This window comes from Microcoleus sp. S36a_B3 (assembly GCF_036700745.1).
In the GTDB taxonomy this organism is placed as follows: Bacteria; Cyanobacteriota; Cyanobacteriia; order Cyanobacteriales; family Microcoleaceae; genus Microcoleus.
The window spans coordinates 63,045-84,619 of sequence record NZ_JAUBPN010000017.1; the positions used below are offsets into that span (position 1 = coordinate 63,045).

Below are 21,575 nucleotides of genomic sequence, written 5' to 3' on the forward strand. Positions count from 1 at the left end.
TGGGCGATCGCCCTTTCGTCAGGATGATTGGCGATATAAATGCTCAGCCATAAATTATTTATTTACATATTTTGCTAAATTTTCTCGCCTCTTCAGGATGGGAAGCAAAGTAATCTTCCAACCACAAGCAACCTTGCCTGATAAAATGATCTAAATCAAATTCTAAGTTCCACAACTTGATAGTATTGTCAAGCCCACTAGAAGCCAGTGTTTTGCCATCTGGGCTAAACATCACGCTGGTAACGCGGCCAAGGTGTCCTTCTAAAATTGATATTTCCAGACCATTTTCTACATTCCATATCCTCACTGTACCGTCATCGCTAGAGGAAGCTAAAGTCTTGCCATCTGGACTAAAACTGATATTAGTTATATCAGATAAATGTCCTTCTAGGGTGAACAATAATCGGCCATTTTCTGCATTCCATAGTTTGACTATACTGTCCGAACCACCAGAAGCAAAAATTTTACCATTTGGGCTAAAGCTAATGGTAGCTACCCAACCGCTATGGGCGGGAAAACTCTGCATTAAAGTCGTTGTTTTTAAATTTAATAGCTGTATATCACCGTCAGAACAAGCCACAGCTAGAGTTCTTCCATCTGGACTAAAACTTAAATCGGTTACAATACTGCGAGGTTCTTTAAAGGTTTGCAATAACCTCATATCTGCTACATTCCAAAGTTTTACCGTACTATCAGAACTGCCAGAAACAAAGGTCTTTCCATCTGGACTAAAGCGAACGCTTCTCACCCAAGCGCTATGACCGTTGAGAGTTTTTAGTAGTCTACCATCTTGGACATTCCACAACTTAATTGTTTTGTCAACACTGCCGGAAGCTAATATATTACCATCGGGACTAAAACTAACACTTAGCACCAGACCTTGATGACCGTTGAGAGTTTGGAGTAAAGTACCATTTTTCTTATTCCATAACTTTATTTTAAAGTCGTCGCTACCAGAAGCTAACATCTTACCGTCGGGACTAAAACTTACAGCTTGAACATTAGTGCTATTTCCTTTAATGGTTTGCGGTTCCCTCACATCTAAATTCCAGAGCTTAATTGCACTATCAAAACTTCCAGAAACCAGAGTTTTGCCATCTGGACTAAAACCAATACTCAAAATTCTGCCACGATGTCCTTTAAGAAGTTGCGGTTCAGTTGTATTGTCGTTTATATCCTCTAAATTCCACAATTTGACTGTACTATCGGAACTGATAGTGGCTAGAGTATTGCCATCTGGACTAAAAATTGCACTCCAGACAGCCCTGCGATGGGTTGGAAGGTTTTGCAGTAAAGTTCCATCTACTACATTCCACAGTTTCACTATGCCGTCTTGATCGGTAGAAGCTAAGGTTTTACCATCGGGACTGAAACTGACACTTCTGGTGTTACTTTTATGATCTTCCAGAGTATTTATGAGAGATCCATCGCCAACATTCCAAAGCTTCACGGTTGTATCAAAACTTGCAGAAGCGAGAGTTTTACCATCGGGACTAAAACTAATATGGGTAACGATCTGGGTATGTGCTTTCAGAGTTTTTAATAATGTAGCGTCTGCTGTTTTCCACAAATTGATAAAACCAGCGGAACTACAGGAAGCGAAAATTTGACCGTCAGGACTAAAACTGACACTTCTCACCCAGCTATGATGAGCCTTAATAGTTTTAATTAAAGTGCTGCGCGTTACATCCCACAACTTGACAGTACCATCTTCACTTCCAGAAGCCAAAATCTTGCCATTAGGATGAAAACTCACACTCGTAACTCTACCAGTATGTCCTGTCAGGGTTGATATTAATGTAGCTGGTCTAGCATTCCAGAGTTTTACCGTACCATCCTCGCTAGCAGAAGCAAAAATTTTGCCATCGGGACTGAAAGTTACACTTTTGATAGCGCCACGGTGACCGATCGCGCGATCGCGTTCTCTAACATGATAAATTGCCTGTTGTAGCCCCCTCGTTACTTGTATCTGTGTCTCATTGCTGGCTAATTTTTCTAATCCTTTGATCTGTTGTGCTGCTTGTAATGCTTTCAGCAGCGCCTCAAAAGAATCGGAAACCAAAGCTGCTTTAGAAAATGAAGTTTGCAAGATTACTTGTTGTTCTGCCAGTTGCTGTTGGGCTTTTTTTACTTGTAATTGGATTGAGATTGCTGTGATCATAGAAACTGCCAAAACTAGAGAACCGATAGCCACAATCCGGGTAGCTCTCCGCTGGGCTTGAGTTAATTTAACCTTCGCCTGTTGTTGAGCTAAAACTAAAATTTCATTCGCCTCTGCTAATATCTGACCTTCTTCTTCTTTGACTGCTAAAGCCTGTTGAACTTCTCGCTTTTCCCAATTTTGAGCCGCCGCTAAAAAGCGGTAGTCCAGAGGACTTAAACTTTGATTTTTTGCCCAGTCCAAAGCTTCTTGTAGGGCATTTCCCCGCAGCAACCGCGAATTATCCTCAAAATTGGCAGCATTCCAAGCATTAAAATTTTCCGCATAAGGGCGCAGCTTGCCCAACTGTTTATCCACCCATTCAAGATTGAAAATCTCGGCATAAATTCGGTTATAAATTTTTAATTTGCCTTGATGCAGAACCACCAAACCTGAGAGGCGCAACTCGGTTTGTTCGCGACTCCCATCAGTGCCTATTTCCCGCTGCAAGATTTGCTGGTAAAGCCCCAATAACTGCCCTGCTTTTTGCTGATTTCTCAAAATGCGATCGCGAATAGTTTTCAAATGTTCAGGCTCATCCTGAGACTCCCAATTCTCCACAATCCGCAACTGCACCACCTCTTCAACCGATCGCGAATTTCCCAATGCAGATTCCTCAAGCACCAACTTGCACAGCTTTTGAGTCAAAAAAGGTTGTCCGCCCGTCCAATCTAGAATTTGGGCGATCCTCTGCGAGGGCTTCGCTAACGCACTTTCAGCATCACCAACTTGTCCCCGCCAACCATCAATCAAAGGCTGCACTTCATCAATTTTAAAACCGCCTAAATTTATCGCCTTACCAATATTAAAAGGAGTTTGAGTTTTATCAGCAATCAAATCCGCCGGTGTCGCCACTCCCAACAGCGCAAAAGTCAAACGCCGGTATAAAAAATTGTCAACTCTTTGATTGTAAAACCAGCGAATCAGAGCAAAAAACTCATCCGTAGAAAAATTCATGCTTAAAACGCGATCGATCTCGTCAACAAAAATAACAATATCTTGTTTTATTTCAACTAAAACAACTTCTTCAATAAACAAACTAAACCGCTGTAGAGGCGAAAACAAATCCCGGCGATCGCGCCACCAACTCCGCCAATTAACTTTATTGCCTAGCTGACAGCTACTGACCAAAGAATTAACAATACCAGCATACCACTTTTCCGCAGTTACATCCTCCTTACCAATCCCAGTTAAATCGATAAAAGCGCAAACAGTACCTTCAGCTTGCAATCTTTGCATAGCCCGCACCCGCAAACTAGATTTACCCATTTGCCGCGAATTTAAAACATAACAAAACTCACCAGCCTTCAAACATTCGTAAAAGTCCAAGTCTGCTTGGCGCGTCACGTAACACGACGCATCTGCTGGGAGACTACCGCCAATCTGATATTCATAACCAAGTGGAGATTCTTTCATCATTACCTGCACCCATATCTAGATTTGATTGTACGATCGCAAACCTGACTATGTAGAGATTTATCAAAAAACCTGACTTTTGCTGATTTTGACGACTGGCGAATCGACAGTCAGAAACCGGGTTTTTTGGGCAAATCCTTGGTTATAGGCGACAGATTAGGTAAAAACCCGGTTTCTTTGATCTGATTCCTGAGTCCTGATTTTGATGATGCTTTGTCAGGCTGCACCTGATTTTTCCCTATAAATTAAAAGCCTGAAGCTATTTATCAGTTCCTACAATACCTGATTTTATCACCATTGCCGTTCAAGAGTTTTAGCACGAAACTGATAACAGGAAGCAAAAGGTGCAGCAAACAAATACAAACACTTATCGCTTCCGCAAACTCAGAAAATCATCACAAATAGGAACTACTCCCATGACAGCACTTAGAACGATCGCCGATGCTAACATTTTTACCCCTAGATTCGGTTTGATTGAAGACTTGACCGACGTTCCTCGAACCAATCCCGATGACGAGCCCAAGCCTAATAATTCCGGTTTGATTGAAGACTTTACCGACGTTCCTCGGCCAGACATCAATGATAACTTAATAGTAGAAACACGTAAAATAATCGCCTCTGACCGTAACTTTGCTAACAGCTTGTTCGGCAGCTTCGATAAAATCGGTGGCTTACCCAATGACAACATAACGGGAACAGCAGGAGCTGACTATCTAATCGGGAGTGATGACAATCAGGTTCGCGATGCAATCTTTGGCGGTGGCGGTGCAGATACACTCAAAGGTCTTGACGGTGACGACTTCCTGTTTGGCGGTAGCGGTAAAGATCAGCTTTGTGGCGGCCGCGGTTCCGACTGGTTGGAAGGCAATAGTGGCGATGATATTCTCATCGGCCACACCAACGGGCCAGGACAATATGATTCTTATGAAATCGACACCTTGATTGGTGGTTCGGGAGCAGATACATTCTCGCTAGTTATGAACGGTGGCCCAGACCCTAAACTTCCTTACTTAGATGGCTTAGGCGAGACTGCTTATGCGATTATTCGGGACTTTAAGAAATCTGATGGGGATGCAATCTTAATGCTGGGTAAAAAGCAAGATTACGAATTTACATCGGGCCAATACGGTTATGGGAATCAGTCACTCAAAGACACGAAAATATTTTATCAAGGTGACATGATTGCTGTAGTTGCAGATAACATGGCTGCGGATTTAACCCTGTCATTCGTCTAATTCTATCTGTAGGTTTTGCATTACCAGCTATTGGTGTCAACTTTCCACATTTTTTCGCGAAGTCCGGCGGGGATTTAAACCCCCGCCTTATAGCTTAAGTCCACTTGCATAAAACTGAAAAACTCATACCAAATCCGCTATTCATGTGAATTATTCATCTCTCTCTTGTCTCCCTCTGCGTTCTCTGTGTCCTCTGCGGTTAAATCATTCCGATCCAACCGGAAACCATATCAAAGCGATATCTACAGCAATCGCGGTCGATCGACCGAACAGCATCTGATACAATAAACTGCAAACCATGCTTTTCAACCTAAAACACGGCAAAAATACTCGCGGTACAAATTGCAGCGCGGCATGACATAATTGTTTTGCCGCCCCACAATTCCCATACTGTGCAACTTGTAAATTTGCATTGAATCTAATTCAACTGCTTCCGGGGAATTTACAACTTTTTTCAAAGCTAAAGCTAATTCGGGATTTTGTTGCAGAATCTCTAAATGCTTCCGCAAATGATTGCTGTAGATTCCCGATTCTGAGGCAGCATTTTCTAATAGCTGATTTAATGAAATTTTGCCACAACTAACCTCATACATTGCCAATCTTACTAAATAAGGATGTCCGCCGATCGCACTTATCAACTCTTGAAACTGTCCATCACCCCAATCCAAGCCGTGAACCCCAGCCAAATCGTGGATTTGCTGGCTGTCAAACTCCTGCAGTTCCACGGGCACTCCCGCATTAAACGGAGATTGATTCATATCCAAAGGAATATAAACCTCCGTAGAATGCGCCATTACCAACCGTAAATTTTTCCAGATATCAGAAATTTTGGCTTTTTCGTGCCAGCTTCGCAGCATCCCCAGAAAATCTTCAACTACTTCTGTGTAGGGAAATATGCGATCGACTTCATCCAATCCCAACACTAGAGGAGTTGCTATTTCTGCCAGCAAATACTCTTCAAAGTATACAGTACAGTTATCGTTGCTGCCCAAAATATCCGTATCCCAATACTCGTTTAACTTATTTTCTAACTTTAACTGCCGGCTTACCATCAAGCACATCCAACGCAAAAATTTATCAAGATTTGTTAAAATTCCTCGATCGGCGGCGCTCAAATCCAAATAAACTGCGTGATAATTTTCTCGGACAGCGCGAGCTAAAATCCGGTTCATCAGTGAAGTTTTACCCATCATCTCCGGGGCCTTAATCCGAATCAGAGAACCGGGTTTGACAACCGTTTCCTCGCAGAGAGAGTCGATGCTGGAACGCTCTATATAAAAAGGTGAATCTAAGGCTACTGAACCTTCGGGGAATTGCAAATTTGCCGCCGTCGGTAATGTTGGCGAGGGCGGATTTGCAGACAAAGATTGACTGGGTTCTGCTTCATAAGCTCTCCTCAGCGCTTCTTTGAAATTTTTCTTAGTAATTCTTTCTCCCAAAGCTTCAGAAAGCTTGTGCCACAATTTGTTACCGACATCTTTGTTGAGGTATTCAGCGCTGTAGCCGTAGGTTTTGGCGATTTCATCGTAACTTTTGCCTTCCCAAGAACCTTGCAGGACTTTCGTTTCGAGGTCGCTGAGATATTTGCCAGTGTTTTGGGCAAAAATGCGATCGGCAGATTCTTTGGTTTTGCTCCAAGATAATTCTAATTCTGAGTTCATGGGCTCGCCCGTGAGTACGTATATACGTAAGTATGCAGACTATTGCCAGAGAAGAGTTGTTCCTCCATCGGGAAATTACCCTGACTTTTCCCTATTTTAACTGATTTAAGCTGAGTTTTTACTGTAAATCATTGTTGCCAGCCATTTTTTAGTTCTTTAAACACCTGATTTTATTCCCATTGTCGCTTGCTTGACGAAAGGAGAAACTAGACACATCAAGCAAGTTAGTTGAGTCTTTCTCACCCTTGCACCACTTGAAAAGTAAACAGGAGTCACAAAAATGTCATCAGTTATCAACGGTACAGACTACGACGACAACAACACTGTCAACGGCGACGGTCAATTCCACAAATCCTTAGTTGGACAAAATTGGACAATCAACAACCAAGGTCAAATTCAGCTTTCAAATGATACAATTTACGGCAATAAAGGCGATGATATCTTGTCCGGTCTCGCGGGAGACGACCTCCTCGACGGTGGCTTCGGTAGCGATAAGTTAGATGGCGGCGCCGGTAATGATAAATTATACGGCGAAGCTGGCGAAGATATGCTGTATGGAGGTGCTGGGCAAGACTTTCTGTCCGGCGGATTTCACAACGATTATTTATTCGGAGGAAGCGGCAAAGACTATCTCATCGGCGGCGACGGTAACGATTACCTTGACGGTGCTAATTTTTCGGGTGCTGGTAACGGTATCGGCGGCGGTACTGAATCGGATTCTCTCGCAGGCGGCGCGGGTGCGGACACATTTGTACTCGGCAACGTTAACAATGTTTACTATCTCGGCACCGGCTATGCTACGATTACCGATTTTACTTTAGGTCAAGACAAAATTCAAATTAAAGGCAATTTCGCAGACGGCTATTCTCTCAAAGTTGGCGAGTGGAACGGCAATAATGTTCAAGATACTGGTATCTTCTACAAGGACAATTTGATTGGGGTTGTGCAAGACCAAAAATTAATTAATGTCAACCCAAATCTAGTATTCTCATCCGCACCTCCCGTCCCTCTATAGTAGAGTTAAATTGCAAATATCGCTTGCCTATCTTGAAATAATCTGGGTCTATCACTGTTGCGTCTGCCCGATATCTGCGGTTGACTTCATCTATCAAATTACGTTGACAATCGCTACGAAAGGGCGGGAAATTGAGTACCGCCCTTTATTTTAAAACCAGAGGCTTTTATGATAAAAATTGCTTTTAATCAACTCAAATTTAACAGATTTTTTTACACAAATCTAACCTTAATTTGTGCTATCCTCTTAGGAGGCTTTGGAAAAGTTTTTGAGTCGAACAACAACACAGCTTTAGCAGAAGAAAGCATCCCCGTTAGCGGTAGCGGTGACGCGCAACTCCAGCCGATTTTGCAATCCCTGACAGAGTTCATGCGCTACCGCTGCGTCGGTGCGGCTGTCCTCGGTGTTTCTGTCAAAGGTAAGCCCGTGGGTGTTTGGGGCTTGGGGCGCATGAAAGGCCGATCGACCTTGAACGCAAATCCGGCTTGCGGCGACGATATGCAGGCTCCTCAAAGCGCGATCGTACCCGCAGATACCCCCATGCGTATGGGCAGCATCAGCAAGCCTGTTACCTTTGCAATGGTGCGCTGGGCGCTGAAACAGACGGCGCGCGATCGGGCTGGCTTAGAACTGACTGACGAGCAAATCGAAGGAATGAAATTGTTCGATCCCCAGCATTATCCGCCCCTAATTCCCGGTTTGAACAAGCAATATCCAGTCGCGATTATCCCTGAAAAATTGCACGCCGTATTTTCGGGGAAAGTCAAATTTCCCGTAGCAATTAAAGACCGTAATTGTAGCAATCTCAACTCAGGATTTGCCGACAAACAGTGGCAAAACGTCACCCTCGGACACCTGCTCTCGCACCGCTCGGGACTTCAGCGCAGCGCCCCCAGATACGGTCAAGATGTAACTGCAAATTTGCCAGTGCTTCGGAATTTGAAAACAGCAGCAGATTTTCAATCGCAAGAACAGCTACTTATCAATGAATGGGGAAACAAATCTGTCGGTTCAGCTAAAACTCAACTGGGAATTTCCCCTAACGCAGGCTATTTTTTGCCAAGTCCTAATTTAGAAGAAACTATGCTGGTTTTGGCTGGGCGATGCCTTCAGTATCCCCTCGGTCAATATCATTATTCCAATACCAGTCCGGCATTTCCTACGATTATTATGCAGCAGCTTGTAGCTTCTGGCAGATATGCTGCTAAAACGGGTAAACCAGAAACTCATCAAGGCTCTGCTTTGGAGCTTTTTTTCAAAACAGAGTTGGGAATTCCTACTACGTCTAACAACGGAATTTTTATGACCCAAGAAGTAGAAAATTTTAGCAGTCGCGAACCGGAAAAGCGCCACTGGAACGGAAAGAATTACTACGGTAAGGGATGGGATTTGAAGCGACCGCACTGCATTTGGAAGGGTAACTTTTGCGATTTTTCTAGCTGGATAAATACCAAGCCGGGGAGGATAAATTGGTCTTGGAATTTAAGCCAGGTTCTTTTTTCCCGCAGAAACACAGATCTGAGTCCCGGCACCGGTTCGCTAGCTGCAGAAGCTGGAGTTTTTCTCAAATTTATGTCACAATATTGGGTGGGTGGTTATGAGAATAACCCGCGCATTGGGGAAAAGCGAAATAATGTTTGGAATCGATATACTGCTCACAATGGAGCGCTTGATGGTACTCATGCTTGGGCAATTCAACTAGGGGGAAAGAATAATCCGAAGGAGTGGAAATTGCCGCCTGTGGACGATGGAGGTCACATCCTTGATGATTTTGCTAATTTGAAGATGTATGCGGGTGTGTTGCCGGATGGAGTTGATATTTTTGTGGCGGTGAATCAAAGGGCGGACAAGAAATGTGTAGAGGCTAAGGGTTACAATTGCGGGGATGCTTACGGACTTTTGGATAATTTTATTTTGTACGGTGCTTCTCGGGTAAATTGGAATAGGGTTGCACCGAGTGCTGATGTCAAATAATATTGATAAATCATATCAATTTCGGTTGCACTCATATATATGAATGTTGACTGTGGACTGTTGACTGTTGACTGTTGACTGTTAAGTTATACCAATTTCATAAAGCTAGATATGACCCCCCCAACCCCCCCTTAGTAAGGGGGGGTTGGGGGGGTCATCTATAGTACATCTTTAGAAAAATGGTATTAAGAGGGCGGGCACGCACCATCCACCGCCCCTACTGACTGTTGACTCAATTTTATTATTCCGATGCAACCGGAAACGATATCATATCGTGTCCGAGCGATTGACCGCAATAAAATTAGTTCGTAGGGCAGACTCAATTCCGCACTACGAACTGTTTTTGTTATAGAAATCGCTCGGACATAATATCAACGGCAGAAGCGAGGCATATCGACACAGAGAAGCGCCGATAATTTCACAAAACTCTGCAATTTTTGCCAGAAATTTAGGGTAAAATTAAGACTCAATTTAAATATGAGTTTTTGAACAGCCCCATGAATTTCCGCTTCCGATTGTGTACTTCCATCAGTTGAGCGCGATAAGCAGACCACTCAACTTTTTGCCCAGCTTGTATATAGGCAGCACGGGCTTTTTCTAGCCACTTAATCGCACTATCGTACTCGGCTGATTTCATTGCATTTAGAATCGATTCAGCGCGCCGACAAGCATTGACGATTACCCAATCTGGGCGATGGGGAATTGCCGCCATCATCACTCGATGAACCAGTTCGGAACTGTAAGATGTTTCTACAAGGGCGATCGCCTCTTCAATCATTTTTTCATGCAGAAAAATATCAACCTTTGCTTCGGCAGAATTGTAGTTTTGAATGGTTCTTACAATTGCCAATAAATCTGCTCTCAAAGTTGACCAATTATCTCCTGACAACTCCTGCAATAAAAGATAATCATTCAAGGAAGGTTGAATTTCAAAAATTTTAAGCTTAGCATTAAACGCAGATTCTTTTTCGCCCAATTCATCGGCTAATTCACTCATACAAATTGCCAGTTTGTAGGTAAGATTGCCGGGTAAATTCAACCCAGCTTGACAAATTTTTAGAGCTTCTTCTGAATATCCGTCTTCTTGTAAAATTTGAACTAGAGCAAAAGCCTCTTCGACTGATGTCATCTCGGTTCCCGCAGCTTTCACAGCTTCTTCTATTCTCCCCAAACGAGCTAACATGGTCAGATATTGTTGAATACAGCCTTCTGCTTTGGCTAGGTATAAGTATTCTTTGTCACGGTTCTGGCGATCGAGAATTTGCAAGCGAGTCAAGGTTAATTCACGAGCATAATCTGGTGAATCATCAGCCCACATTCCTGTCCCAGTAAGGTTTCCTTCCAATATCTGCTGGAGTGGCGGGTAGTCCCAACCTTGGCGTAAAGCTTCCAAACTCATGCTGAAATCACAATCCCATTCATCGTTCCAACCTTCTAACATCACCTGAAAATCTATTTCTTCCTCAGCAGTTAGTTCGGCGGTCAAAATGGCTGCTGTCCAAGCTTCATTCAAAGCATTGGTGATTTGATAACTTTCAAAACCATATTCTTCTACGTCATCCCAATCATCAACGCAGCCTGCGGTAATGGCTTCTAAAATTACTAAAGCGTTTTTACCATCTCCTTGTTCGCTGAATTCCTGGGCTTGCTGAATCAATTCTAAAATTTCTTCTGTAATCGGGTCTTCTTCATCATAACCATATTCATACTCGGAATAATTCTCAGCTTGTCGGAAAATGTCTCGTACTTGTCGCCGAAAAGGAGCAGGATCGATCGCACTTTGGCGATGTATTTTCGTCAATTGGCTTGTCGGCGCAGACACAGCGTTAGAATTAACGTATAGTTCGATCGCATTGATCAGCGACGGTTCGTTGTCCGCTAAATGCTCTACTAACTCATAGATTTGGGCATCGTTGAGGCGAGAAAGCAATTCTTCCAGCCTCTCGCCACGTTCAATTTTTTCGGGTTCTCGCAGACACAAAAACAGCGTCGCGATAATGTGTTTGCACCATCCATCGCCATCGTAAGGACAAGTGCAGAATACTCCAGATGTTAATCCCGCAGGATTGAACGGCAGGCTAACGCTGTAGGCTTGAGATTGAGAACCGTATACTGTTGCTTGCACCATATTGCCACGGAGGACTGCGTTAGTAACAGTTCCACCTAAATAGTAATCTTCGGCTCGGTTGAGCGATCGCTCAGAACTGTTATTTTTGATGATTGTTTCACTAAGTTTGGGAATAGGCATGACACTAAGCCTCAGTAATTAAAATATTAGACTCGATTTTACCCGAAAAATGTCGGTTTGTAGTGAGGACTAAAGTCCTCGGATTTAACTAGGACTCGCATTCCAAACGCTCAAACCATGCTGGGAATTGAAGTGGATTTGAAGCATCAAATTTTGAAGGTTTTGCCCGACGGGCCGACGGAAACTTATTTAAAGATTCTTTGATGTTAATCTCAATGCAGGGGAAGTAAACATTATGCAGTCTACTGTGCAAACAGCAGCGGGCGTTAAAACTGAACCCTCAACTGTCAACTGTCAACTATTTGACGATTCTTTGATATTCTTGAGTTTGGATGCTATCTATTCCAAAGGCAGCGCTAAGATGGTTAAGCACTGTTTTGCACTACTCTCATGTCCCAACGCGCCGAAACCTCACCCAGTCAGTCAAGTGCATCCCACAACGGACATCATGTGACGACTTTGAACTCCAACAGCCAAAATACGATTCAGATTCGGGGTGCGAGACAGCACAACCTGAAGAATATCGATTTGGAACTGCCGCGCGATCGACTGATCGTGTTTACTGGTGTCTCCGGTTCCGGTAAGTCTTCCCTGGCTTTCGATACAATTTTTGCAGAGGGACAGCGCCGCTACGTTGAGTCTCTCAGCGCCTACGCGCGCCAGTTTTTGGGACAGTTGGACAAACCGGATGTGGACGCGATCGAGGGGTTGAGTCCGGCTATTTCGATCGACCAAAAGTCAACTTCTCACAACCCGCGATCGACTGTCGGCACTGTTACAGAAATTTACGATTATCTCAGATTGCTCTACGGCAGAGCTGGCGAACCGCACTGTCCGATTTGCGATCGCTGCATTGCGCCGCAGACAATTGATGAAATGTGCGATCGAGTCATGGCACTTCCAGACGGCACTCGTTTTCACCTTCTGGCGCCCGTGGTGCGCGGAAAAAAAGGCACTCACCGCAAATTACTGTCTAGTTTAGCTTCCGAAGGATTTATTCGAGTCAAAGTTAACGGAGAAATTTTAGAACTGTCAGAAAATATCGAATTAGATAAAAATCATACGCACAACATCGAGATAGTTGTTGACAGGTTAGTTAAAAAAGCCGGTTTAGAAGAACGTTTAGTTGACTCTCTAACAACTTGTCTGCGACATTCTGAGGGAATTGCGATCGTTGAAGAGTTACCGACTGAGGAAAATTCCGAACCCAACGGGCCGATCGTATTTTCCGAAAACTTTGCTTGTCCCGAACACGGCGCGGTGATGGAAGAACTTTCGCCCCGATTGTTTTCGTTTAATTCGCCCTACGGCGCTTGCCAAAACTGCCACGGTTTGGGGAATTTGCGGACTTTTGCGCCGGAGTTGGTCATTCCTGACGAGAAAGCACCTGTTTATTGCGCGATCGCCCCTTGGTCAGACAAAGACAATTCCTATTATCTCTCTTTGTTGTGCAGTGTTGCTGATGCTTGCGGCTTTGATATCGACACTCCTTGGTTCCGATTGAAGCCACAACACCAACAGGTGATTTTGTATGGAAACGAGTTTAAACAAACCGCAGAAGGTAAAAAGCGAGACACCAGCGTCAATGATTTGCGGAGAGATTTTAAAGGTGTAATTTCCATGTTGCAGCGCCAGTACGACGATACTGGTTCTGATTTAATTAAGCAGAAACTGGAACAGTATCGAGTCGATCGCCCTTGCGAGGTTTGTCGCGGCAAACGCTTGAAAGCAGAGGCGCTGGCGGTGCGGCTGGGACAGTACCGCATTGTCGATTTGACCAGTATTTCGATTCGCGACTGTCGAGAGAGAGTCGAGAATTTGGGATTGAGCGATCGGCAATTTCAAATATCCGACTTAGCCCTGAGAGAAATCAAAGCTAGGCTGCAATTTTTGCTCGATGTCGGATTAGATTATCTGACATTAGACCGTCCAGCAATGACGCTTTCTGGCGGCGAAGCCCAGCGAATTCGCCTCGCCACTCAAATCGGTTCCGGCTTGACCGGTGTCCTCTACGTTTTGGACGAACCCAGCATCGGACTGCACCAAAGAGACAACTTTAAGCTGCTGCAAACCTTAACAAAGTTGCGGGATTTAGGCAATACTTTGATTGTAGTAGAACACGATGAAGAAACCATGCGATCGGCCGACCACATTGTCGATATCGGCCCAGGCGCAGGCGTTCACGGCGGCAAAATTATCTCGCAAGGAAGTTTAGAAAACCTGCTGGCTGCCGAGGAATCTTTAACCGGTGCTTATTTGTCGGGAAAACGAGTAATTGAAACTCCCAATGAAAGGAGAAAAGGCAATGGTAAAGCTCTCTCAATCAAAAATGCGACGCGCAACAATTTAAAAAATATTGATGTGGAAATTCCGCTGGGTAAACTCGTCTGCGTGACAGGCGTTTCCGGTTCTGGAAAATCCACCTTAATCAATGAATTGCTGTACCCGTCGCTGCAACACTATCTCACCAAAAAAGTTCCTTTGCCGCCCGATATGGAAGCTCTCAAAACGAAGGGCGAACGGTCTCTGCAGGATGTGGTTGATAAGGTAATTGTCATCGATCAATCTCCCATCGGCCGCACTCCGCGTTCCAATCCCGCTACTTACACCGGAGTTTTTGATGTGATTCGGGATTTGTTTGCCGAAAGCATTGAAGCAAAGGCAAGAGGTTACAAAGCTGGGCAGTTTTCTTTTAACGTAAAAGGAGGAAGGTGTGAAGCTTGCGGCGGCCAAGGAGTAAACGTAATTTCGATGAATTTTCTGCCCGATGTTTACGTGCAGTGCGAGGTTTGTAAAGGTGCGCGCTACAACCGGGAAACGCTGCAAGTGAAGTATAAAGGCAAGTCAATTTCTGATGTTTTGAACATGACAGTGGAGGAAGCCTGGGAAATGTTTAAAAATATTCCTAGGGCTGGTGTCAGATTGCAAACTTTGGTGGATGTGGGTTTGGGTTATATTCAGTTGGGACAGCCTGCACCGACTCTTTCTGGGGGCGAAGCGCAGCGGGTGAAATTGGCAACGGAACTGTCGCGCCGCGCTACTGGGAAGACGCTTTATTTGATTGATGAACCGACGACTGGTTTGTCGTTTTATGATGTTCACCATTTGTTAAATGTGCTGCAAAGATTGGTGGATAAGGGTAATTCAATTTTGGTAATCGAACACAATTTGGATGTGATTCGGTGCTGCGATTGGGCGATCGATTTGGGGCCTGAAGGGGGAGATAAGGGTGGCGAGATTATTGTGGCGGGGACGCCGGAGGATGTGGCGGCAAATCAGAGGTCTTATACTGGGAAGTATTTGCAAGCTGTTTTGCAGCAGCATCCTTTGGGGAGTGCTGTAGCTGTTAGTTAACTAGCAGGAATTACGCAATTCTCATAATTAGTAAGGTGCGTCAGATATTTAAACCTTAAATAGTTGTTAAAGAAACTCACCTGACGCACCCTACAATTAAAATACTATTACAAGTTAGTCTGCTTAGTCGTCAGAGAGTTCTGCTCTGCAATCCGATCGGCTTTGGGACAGAGGTATACTGGTACAAATTAGCCAAACTTCATCAAGGAAAACAATGGGTCAACTATATAACTTTGTATGTCCTGGTTGTGGGTACATAGCAAAAGAGGTTTCTGGTGGTCTGGGCTTTGGAATGATCACTGTTGTTAGAACAATGACCTGTGAAGATTGTAAAGCAGTAGTTGACGTTGTGATTGATCGCGATGGCAAAGATGGCCCGACTGGCGATCCTAACTATCATTATCCGAGTATTTGTCGTCAATGTCGGGGATCGCGGTTCTATCCCTGGCCTAGTACACATCCTTGCCCAAAGTGTGATGCCAAGATGATTAAGGATAAAACATCGACGCTGTGCTGGGATTAGTATTTTGTAGGGTGCGCAATGCGCACCGGCTAATCTTGTAGGGTGCGTCAAAAAGTATTAAAAAGCAAACCAGTACGTATTTCAATGGGTATCAAAGTCAACCGGTGCGCAGTGCACACCCTACAAACTACGATATTTCAAGCATTTTCGGCACTAAAAACCAAACTCAGCACACACGCCAGACAGGGCTAATCTGGCAGTGCCCACCGATACCTATCAAATGTTTCTCAGATTTGAACCCGCAAAAACTGTCGTCGAACGTTATGAAATCCGACTAATTATTTACAATCCAACTCGTGAGGCGATCGACCAATGGATAGACTAAACGAATACCGCAAAATTGTTTGTGACTTTCTCGAAGACTTTTCTAAAAATGACGCAAATGCTCAGCTAATATTCGATTTCGCCCGCGATCGATACCTCGTCATGCACAACGAATGGCGCGACGAATATCGCATCTATGGCTGTGCCATGCAGCTCGATATCATCGAAAATAAAATCTGGATTCAACACAACAGTACCGAAATCTACATCGATCGAGAACTGATTCAACATGGCGTGTCTCCTCAAGATATCATTCTTGGGTTTCGCTCCCCCAGCATCCGAAAACTCCTTGCCGCCAACTATTCCTAGAGACAAAAATTCTGTGATAAAATGATGAGATAGCACGTTATTCTTTGCCCCATGAGAATGGCAGAACTCATATTTCAATTGTCTTGTGTTTCGGGAGTTCCAGTCACAAAGTTCTATGCGTATTTTGTCCCGCAGCACCTTGCGAAACTTCTGGTAAACTCATCCAGATGCCTCAGAAGCACTAAAAACTTGGTACTACGAAGCGTCTCACGCCGATTGGCAGAGTCCAGTCGATGTTAAGTCCGCTCATCGTAATGCCCGCATCATTGCAAACAATCGTGTTGTGTTTAACATCAAAGGCAATTCCTATCGGCTGATTGTTGCCATTCGTTATGACATCGGCATTATTTTTATCCACTTTATTGGCACTCATGCCGAGTATGACAAGGTAGATACAGAAACAATCTAAACACAAATTGATATATGGAAATACGTCCAATTAGAACCCAAACTGACTATCAGGCAACCCTTCGAGAGGTTGAGTTGCTGTTTAATGCAGCTCCTAATACACCTGAGTCCGATCGCCTAGATGTGCTCAGTACCCTAGTAGAAGCTTACGAGAAGGCACACTTTCCGATCGCAATACCCGATCCCATTGCAGCCATTCAATACTACATGGAGGCTCGCGGATGGTCTGGTAGCGATTTGGAACCATGTATTGGCAGTCGAGTTAAAGTTTCTGAGATATTATCTCGCAAACGCTCGTTGACTCTGGAAATGATTCGGAAGCTGAATCAAGAGTTAGGAATTCCCGCTGAGATTCTCATCCAGCCCTATGAGTCGCTACAAACCTCCGCCTAACAATAGAACACCATATTTTGGGACAGTTGGTAATTTTCCATTGCACAGACAATGCACCTGAATAGTCACAAAGCAGGATTTTGGATGAAAGATTAACTATCTTGAATTGTGGGAGACATCGCTATATTTTGCGCTTGTTTCTGCATGAATTCAATGTCCGATCGCAACCAAGTGCGGGGCCCGCTGCATTGATGAGCAACTAACAGCCCCCACAGCCCTTTTTTAGTTAAAATTGGCACGACTAAATTGGCCCGAACTTTCAGGCTACGCAGAAAATCTCGGTGGCATTCGTGAATTGGTTCTACTTCAATATCTGCAATTGCTCTAACTCTGCCGGCTTCGTACAAAGCAGCGTAGTCGCCGTTAAAACACTCGTCTGGCCCGGTTGAGCCTAAGATTGAGAATTCGATCGCACTTAACGTCTCGCAAGTCACTTGACCTTGCCACTGCCTGTAAAAATAATACAGCACCGCGCGATCGCTCTGCAAAACTTCTCGAATGTCGTATAGGCATTTTTCAACTAATACGTCGCGCTTGAGCTGATCTGTCAAGCGGTTAACAATGTGTTGCAGGCGATCGCCAGACATGGTATGAACTCCTTCAATTTCTAGTGTACTCGCAAACTATGAATTATTTAACTTGCATCCTCAAAAATTGTCAAAAATTTGATAATCTGGATTTTCGCCAGATCGAAAATAAGTTATTTTTGGCTTGACAGTTGTCGAAACGGAAGTAACATTATACTAATATTTTGACTGAAATTGCAATCCTTTCGGGAAACGGGCCCGACACCTGTCCCACACAGGAATCACCAAATCACGAAGGGCGATCGGTCATTTTGAATTGTTCAATTCTTTAATCTGAAATCTCAACTTATTTAACTGCTAAAATCTATCTCTAGCTAGAGGAACTATCAAATATGCCTGTGCTGAAAGAACCTTGGAAACACGAATTTATTGCGACAAATAGCATCAAGCTTCATTGTGTCACTCAAGGTTCCGGGCCGCTGATGCTGATGCTGCACGGATTTCCCGAATTTTGGTATTCTTGGCGCCATCAAATCCCGGAATTTGCATCAGATTATCAAGTTGTCGCTGTGGATCTTAGAGGTTACAATGACAGCGACAAACCGAAGGATAAATCTGCCTACGTGATGGCAGAGTTTGTGCAAGATGTCAAGGGAATTATTCAGGGTTTGGGATACGAAAGTTGCGTTTTAGTCGGTCACGACTGGGGAGGGGCGATCGCCTGGAATTTTGCCTATGCTTATCCAGAGATGGTCGATAAATTAATTGTGATGAATTTACCGCATCCGGCCAAGTTTGCGGAAGGGCTGCGAACTCCCCAACAATTGCGAAAAAGTTGGTACGTTTTTTTGTTTCAGTTGCCGGTTTTGCCGGAGTTCTTAATTCGGTTGGGTGACTATCGGGCGATCGCCCTTGCTTTTGAAGGCATGGCAGTTGACAAAAGCAGCTTTACCCCCTCTGACATCCAAGCTTACAAAGATGCGGCGGCTAAACCGGGCGCTCTGACTGCTACTATCAATTATTACCGCAACATTGCTAGCGGATTTCTCGATCGCCAGAATTGGGATGTGCTGCAAGTTCCGACGCTGATGATTTGGGGAGAAAATGATAGCGCCCTCGGCAAAGAATTAACTTACGGGACTGAAGATTACGTGCGGGATTTTCAGATTCAGTACATTCCCAATTGCAGCCACTGGGTACAGCAGGAACAGCCGCAGTTAGTGAATCGGTATATGAGAGAGTTTTTGGCAAGCAAGGCTGTTTGAGAAAATATTTTGCACTATTTTCCGCTGGCGCAGGGTTTTCCCCCAGGAGGACTTTTTAGTAATTTCAGTTTTGGACGCACTCCGACACTCAGAAACCGGGTTTTTTAGCGATATTGAAGGTCTTAATTAAGTATTTTCGTAAAAAACCCGGTTTCAAGTGAGTCCTATTTTCTCTACTCAACCCAGATGTCTCCCAGCTTACCGACTGCTGATTCCCTGCGTCGTGCGCCCGCTCATTTCGCTGGGGTAAATGCGGTAGATTGCTATTACCTCCGCACGCCCCCAAGAGTCAATCCAAGTGCGATTGATGGCGGGTGAAAGTGTGGGGTTGTGTTCTTTGACCAATTCCATCGCGCGATCGATGTCTGGCTGCTGGGTGAGGCGTTCTGCTCGCCCGTTGACGACAACGCTGCGCCAGTGTTCCGAATCGCGGACTTCTTCAACTTGCAAGCAGACTTCTGGATTTCCATCCATATACTTAGTTTTCATCCCGACAGTTGTGAAAATGTATATGTCGGAATCTTGGAGATAATAGTGCATTGGGACAACGTATGGATGCCCTTCAAACACACAGCCGAGGTGTCCGTGCCCTACTTTCTGCAAAAGCTCTTGTATTTCTTTTGAGCTCATTTCATCAATATCTAACATTTTATGCTCCTTATAAGACTTAGGTACTCTAGAGAAATCCCTCGATGTTTAAAATTGCTTCACGAGTTGGGCTGCTCGTCTAATTTATTGCCTTATTGATGCACCTGTTTTGTTTATATAAAAATTGTATAAGTATGGAAATTGTAAGCTTAATTCTTGACAATTATCATCTACCTTTAGACCTAGATTGTTTGTCTAAAAATTTGTATGGCTCTGATTACAGCGGTTATCAAAAAAGTGAGGTATGCCCTATGCCCTATGCCCCATGCCACATAGTACCTCATCTTTCTGAAAAAGGCTATAGTTTTAATCTTATGTCCGATCGCGCGATCGGACATAAGATTTATTTTAATTAGCCCCAAGCGGCGACAGCAAACATATTTGAAACAAAAAAAATCGTTTGCAGTTAGGACTTCAGTCCTTACTACAAACATTTTTTATTATGAGCTATTGAACGGAGATTTTATTAAATCTATCTAACGGATCGTCCTAGCCTAAAGCATCTTTGAGCAAGCTAAGAAAGCCTTGTCCTGTCAAAACTTCGATCGCCAGAAGCGAAACAAAGCCAATCATTGCAAAACGTCCGTTAACTTTTTCAGCATATTTGGTAAATCCGGTGCTGACGTTAGTGTCTACATACATCTTAGGCTCGATCGCGAAGTTGTTCATGAGGCCTTGGTCGTCAACCATCAAATTGCGTGAAGTCATTTGTTTTTCCTTTGTTGCTTTATGTAAATAAATGTAACAGATTGTTAACAAGTCTTAATGTGATAGCAAACATATAAATATGTGATATTAGTCACATATTTATATGTTTAAGTAAGTAATAAAAATTTGCTCATTACCAGGATCTGCCTGGTAATGCAGATGCTTTGGTTCTAGCTCTCTTTATATGTGTGTCCCCGAACAGCAAATGTGTCGATCGACCTTTCCCGCATCGCCGCCGAATTCCCCCAAATCCAAACCCTGACGCACTCGCAAGGGCGAGAAACCCGGTTTCTGGTCAGGGTATGGCGCAGAAAGCCTAGGTTTTTGTCGAGAAACCCGGTTTCTTTAATTTTTGGCATCAGCTACAAAATAGTTAATAAATATTATTAATTAATTTAAGCTGCAAATACTATTCAAAGTAAAAGTAACGGTGAATCCCATGACTCTTTCCACCTACACTCCAGGCTTGTACGCTAGTTTAAGACACCAGACTTTCACCCACCGTCAGTTAGTGCCGGTGCCGTCTCAAGGCTTGTTGTGAATAGAACGGGGAGCTGTCCGAACCGTGACTTGGAGCGAGCAGGGGACAGCAATCACGCTGGGAGATTGGGGAGTTGGAGACGCGATCGGTGAGCCGCTCTGTGGCGTGCAACCTTATCAAATTGAGTGCAAGACTCATGTAGAAATTAGCTACATTCCGACCAATTTGTACGATCGCTCCTTAGATGAAATTTTTGCCCACCTTCAGCAAACTCAAGAATTTTTCTGCATACTTCGCACCGAATCTCTGCGGGATAGATTGCTGCAACTATTGGTTTGGTTGGGAAAAAAATTTGGTCGGGAAGTCGCACAAGGGCTGTTAATTGATTTGAGATTGACTCACCAAGAGATTTCCGAAGCCCTGGGGATTACGCGGATCACGGTGACGCGACTGATGGCGAGGCTGGAAGAAGAGGGATCGATCGCTCCCGCCCTCAATACATTGTCTTAATTTCCCGTTAACTTCGCATTTTTGACATTTTTGAAAGCAATTATAGATTGATCTGAAAATCAGATTTCCCCGTTTACTATCAGTGGACTTGCGCCATAAGAAGAGGGTTTGAATCCCTTCTCTGACTAATAGCCAAAATCGGTTTTAACCAACCCAGTTTCTGGTTGTTTTAGTTTGTTTTAACCCAATGCTCCCTCGCCGTTTGTTTGAAGCGAAGGCGGGCTAGTCGGCAAACTAAAAATGAAAGTGTCGGTAATGACAAGCTAAAAAAAAGGGAGAAACCAGAATCGGCTCGAAGTCCCCCGACCATCCGGGAAAGTAGGCGGTATGCGAGGGAAATCCTCGACCGACAGTTTTAACAATCGCGTATTAATTC

The 21,575-nt window shown here is 44.1% G+C and carries 16 protein-coding genes and 1 pseudogene; 11 read left to right on the forward strand and 6 right to left on the reverse strand.

All coding sequences use genetic code 11. From position 1 onward, the window contains the following. Positions 1 to 58 precede the first annotated feature (58 nt). A complete protein-coding gene (locus QUA01_RS18730) occupies positions 59 to 3,619 on the reverse strand; it encodes an AAA-like domain-containing protein (protein ID WP_333091789.1) in 3,561 nt (1,186 codons plus the stop codon). A gap of 413 nt (positions 3,620 to 4,032) precedes the next feature. Here QUA01_RS18730 and QUA01_RS18735 point away from each other — a divergent pair, with 413 nt between their 5' ends. Further along, positions 4,033 to 4,851, forward strand: coding sequence for a calcium-binding protein (locus tag QUA01_RS18735; RefSeq protein WP_333091788.1), 819 nt, complete (start codon positions 4,033 to 4,035; stop codon positions 4,849 to 4,851). Between the two features lie 305 nt (positions 4,852 to 5,156). Here QUA01_RS18735 and QUA01_RS18740 read toward each other — a convergent pair whose 3' ends face one another. Further along, complete coding sequence (locus tag QUA01_RS18740) at positions 5,157 to 6,512, reverse strand: AAA-like domain-containing protein (RefSeq protein ID WP_333091786.1); 1,356 nt, start codon at positions 6,510 to 6,512, stop codon at positions 5,157 to 5,159. A 280-nt stretch (positions 6,513 to 6,792) separates the two neighbouring features. Between QUA01_RS18740 and QUA01_RS18745 the strand changes: the two genes are divergently transcribed. Next, positions 6,793 to 7,527: a calcium-binding protein gene (locus QUA01_RS18745; RefSeq protein WP_333091784.1), complete on the forward strand. Its 735-nt coding sequence runs from the start codon at positions 6,793 to 6,795 to the stop codon at positions 7,525 to 7,527. 168 nt (positions 7,528 to 7,695) lie between these two features. Beyond that, the gene (locus QUA01_RS18750) at positions 7,696 to 9,501 is read left to right on the forward strand and encodes a serine hydrolase (RefSeq protein ID WP_333091783.1); all 1,806 of its coding nucleotides are present in this window, start codon (positions 7,696 to 7,698) and stop codon (positions 9,499 to 9,501) included. Positions 9,502 to 9,967: 466 nt separating this feature from the next. Here QUA01_RS18750 and QUA01_RS18755 read toward each other — a convergent pair whose 3' ends face one another. Then, positions 9,968 to 11,749, reverse strand: coding sequence for an SWIM zinc finger family protein (locus QUA01_RS18755; protein WP_333091781.1), 1,782 nt, complete (start codon positions 11,747 to 11,749; stop codon positions 9,968 to 9,970). 235 nt (positions 11,750 to 11,984) lie between these two features. Between QUA01_RS18755 and QUA01_RS18760 the strand changes: the two genes are divergently transcribed. The 6 genes and pseudogenes from QUA01_RS18760 to QUA01_RS18785 all read left to right on the forward strand — a co-directional run bounded on the left by QUA01_RS18760 (position 11,985) and on the right by QUA01_RS18785 (position 17,060). Further along, a complete protein-coding gene (locus QUA01_RS18760; protein ID WP_333091778.1) occupies positions 11,985 to 12,203 on the forward strand; it encodes a hypothetical protein in 219 nt (72 codons plus the stop codon). Beyond that, positions 12,140 to 15,103 carry an excinuclease ABC subunit UvrA gene (gene uvrA, locus QUA01_RS18765; protein ID WP_333091776.1) on the forward strand — a complete coding sequence of 988 codons (2,964 nt, stop codon included), beginning with the start codon at positions 12,140 to 12,142 and terminating at the stop codon, positions 15,101 to 15,103. The genes QUA01_RS18760 and uvrA overlap by 64 nt, the downstream gene beginning before the upstream one ends. A 722-nt stretch (positions 15,104 to 15,825) precedes the next feature. After that, positions 15,826 to 15,951 carry a hypothetical protein gene (locus QUA01_RS18770; protein ID WP_333091774.1) on the forward strand — a complete coding sequence of 42 codons (126 nt, stop codon included), beginning with the start codon at positions 15,826 to 15,828 and terminating at the stop codon, positions 15,949 to 15,951. Continuing rightward, positions 15,939 to 16,259: a XisI protein gene (locus QUA01_RS18775; RefSeq protein ID WP_333091771.1), complete on the forward strand. Its 321-nt coding sequence runs from the start codon at positions 15,939 to 15,941 to the stop codon at positions 16,257 to 16,259. The genes QUA01_RS18770 and QUA01_RS18775 overlap by 13 nt, the downstream gene beginning before the upstream one ends. 184 nt (positions 16,260 to 16,443) lie before the next feature. Next, a pseudogene (locus tag QUA01_RS18780) lies at positions 16,444 to 16,668 on the forward strand (type II toxin-antitoxin system HigB family toxin); the annotation flags it as partial. 14 nt (positions 16,669 to 16,682) lie between these two features. Continuing rightward, on the forward strand, positions 16,683 to 17,060 hold the full coding sequence (locus QUA01_RS18785; RefSeq protein ID WP_333091769.1) for a helix-turn-helix domain-containing protein: 378 nt from the start codon (positions 16,683 to 16,685) through the stop codon (positions 17,058 to 17,060). A 92-nt stretch (positions 17,061 to 17,152) separates the two neighbouring features. Here the strand turns inward: QUA01_RS18785 and QUA01_RS18790 are convergent, their stop codons facing one another. Further along, positions 17,153 to 17,647 carry a GAF domain-containing protein gene (locus tag QUA01_RS18790; RefSeq protein ID WP_333091767.1) on the reverse strand — a complete coding sequence of 165 codons (495 nt, stop codon included), beginning with the start codon at positions 17,645 to 17,647 and terminating at the stop codon, positions 17,153 to 17,155. 332 nt (positions 17,648 to 17,979) lie between these two features. Here QUA01_RS18790 and QUA01_RS18795 point away from each other — a divergent pair, with 332 nt between their 5' ends. Continuing rightward, on the forward strand, positions 17,980 to 18,852 hold the full coding sequence (locus QUA01_RS18795; protein WP_333091766.1) for an alpha/beta fold hydrolase: 873 nt from the start codon (positions 17,980 to 17,982) through the stop codon (positions 18,850 to 18,852). A 198-nt stretch (positions 18,853 to 19,050) separates the two neighbouring features. On the opposite strand, the gene QUA01_RS18800 is transcribed toward QUA01_RS18795, so the two are convergent. Both QUA01_RS18800 and QUA01_RS18805 read right to left on the reverse strand, forming a co-directional pair. Then, positions 19,051 to 19,500 carry a pyridoxamine 5'-phosphate oxidase family protein gene (locus QUA01_RS18800; RefSeq protein WP_333091765.1) on the reverse strand — a complete coding sequence of 150 codons (450 nt, stop codon included), beginning with the start codon at positions 19,498 to 19,500 and terminating at the stop codon, positions 19,051 to 19,053. A gap of 489 nt (positions 19,501 to 19,989) precedes the next feature. Next, complete coding sequence (locus QUA01_RS18805; protein ID WP_194011728.1) at positions 19,990 to 20,208, reverse strand: chlorophyll a/b-binding protein; 219 nt, start codon at positions 20,206 to 20,208, stop codon at positions 19,990 to 19,992. 565 nt (positions 20,209 to 20,773) lie between these two features. On the opposite strand from QUA01_RS18805, the gene QUA01_RS18810 reads away from it, so the two are divergent. Beyond that, positions 20,774 to 21,199, forward strand: a complete 426-nt coding sequence (locus QUA01_RS18810) for a Crp/Fnr family transcriptional regulator (RefSeq protein ID WP_333091764.1) — start codon at positions 20,774 to 20,776, stop codon at positions 21,197 to 21,199. The last annotated feature ends 376 nt before the right edge of the window (positions 21,200 to 21,575 follow it).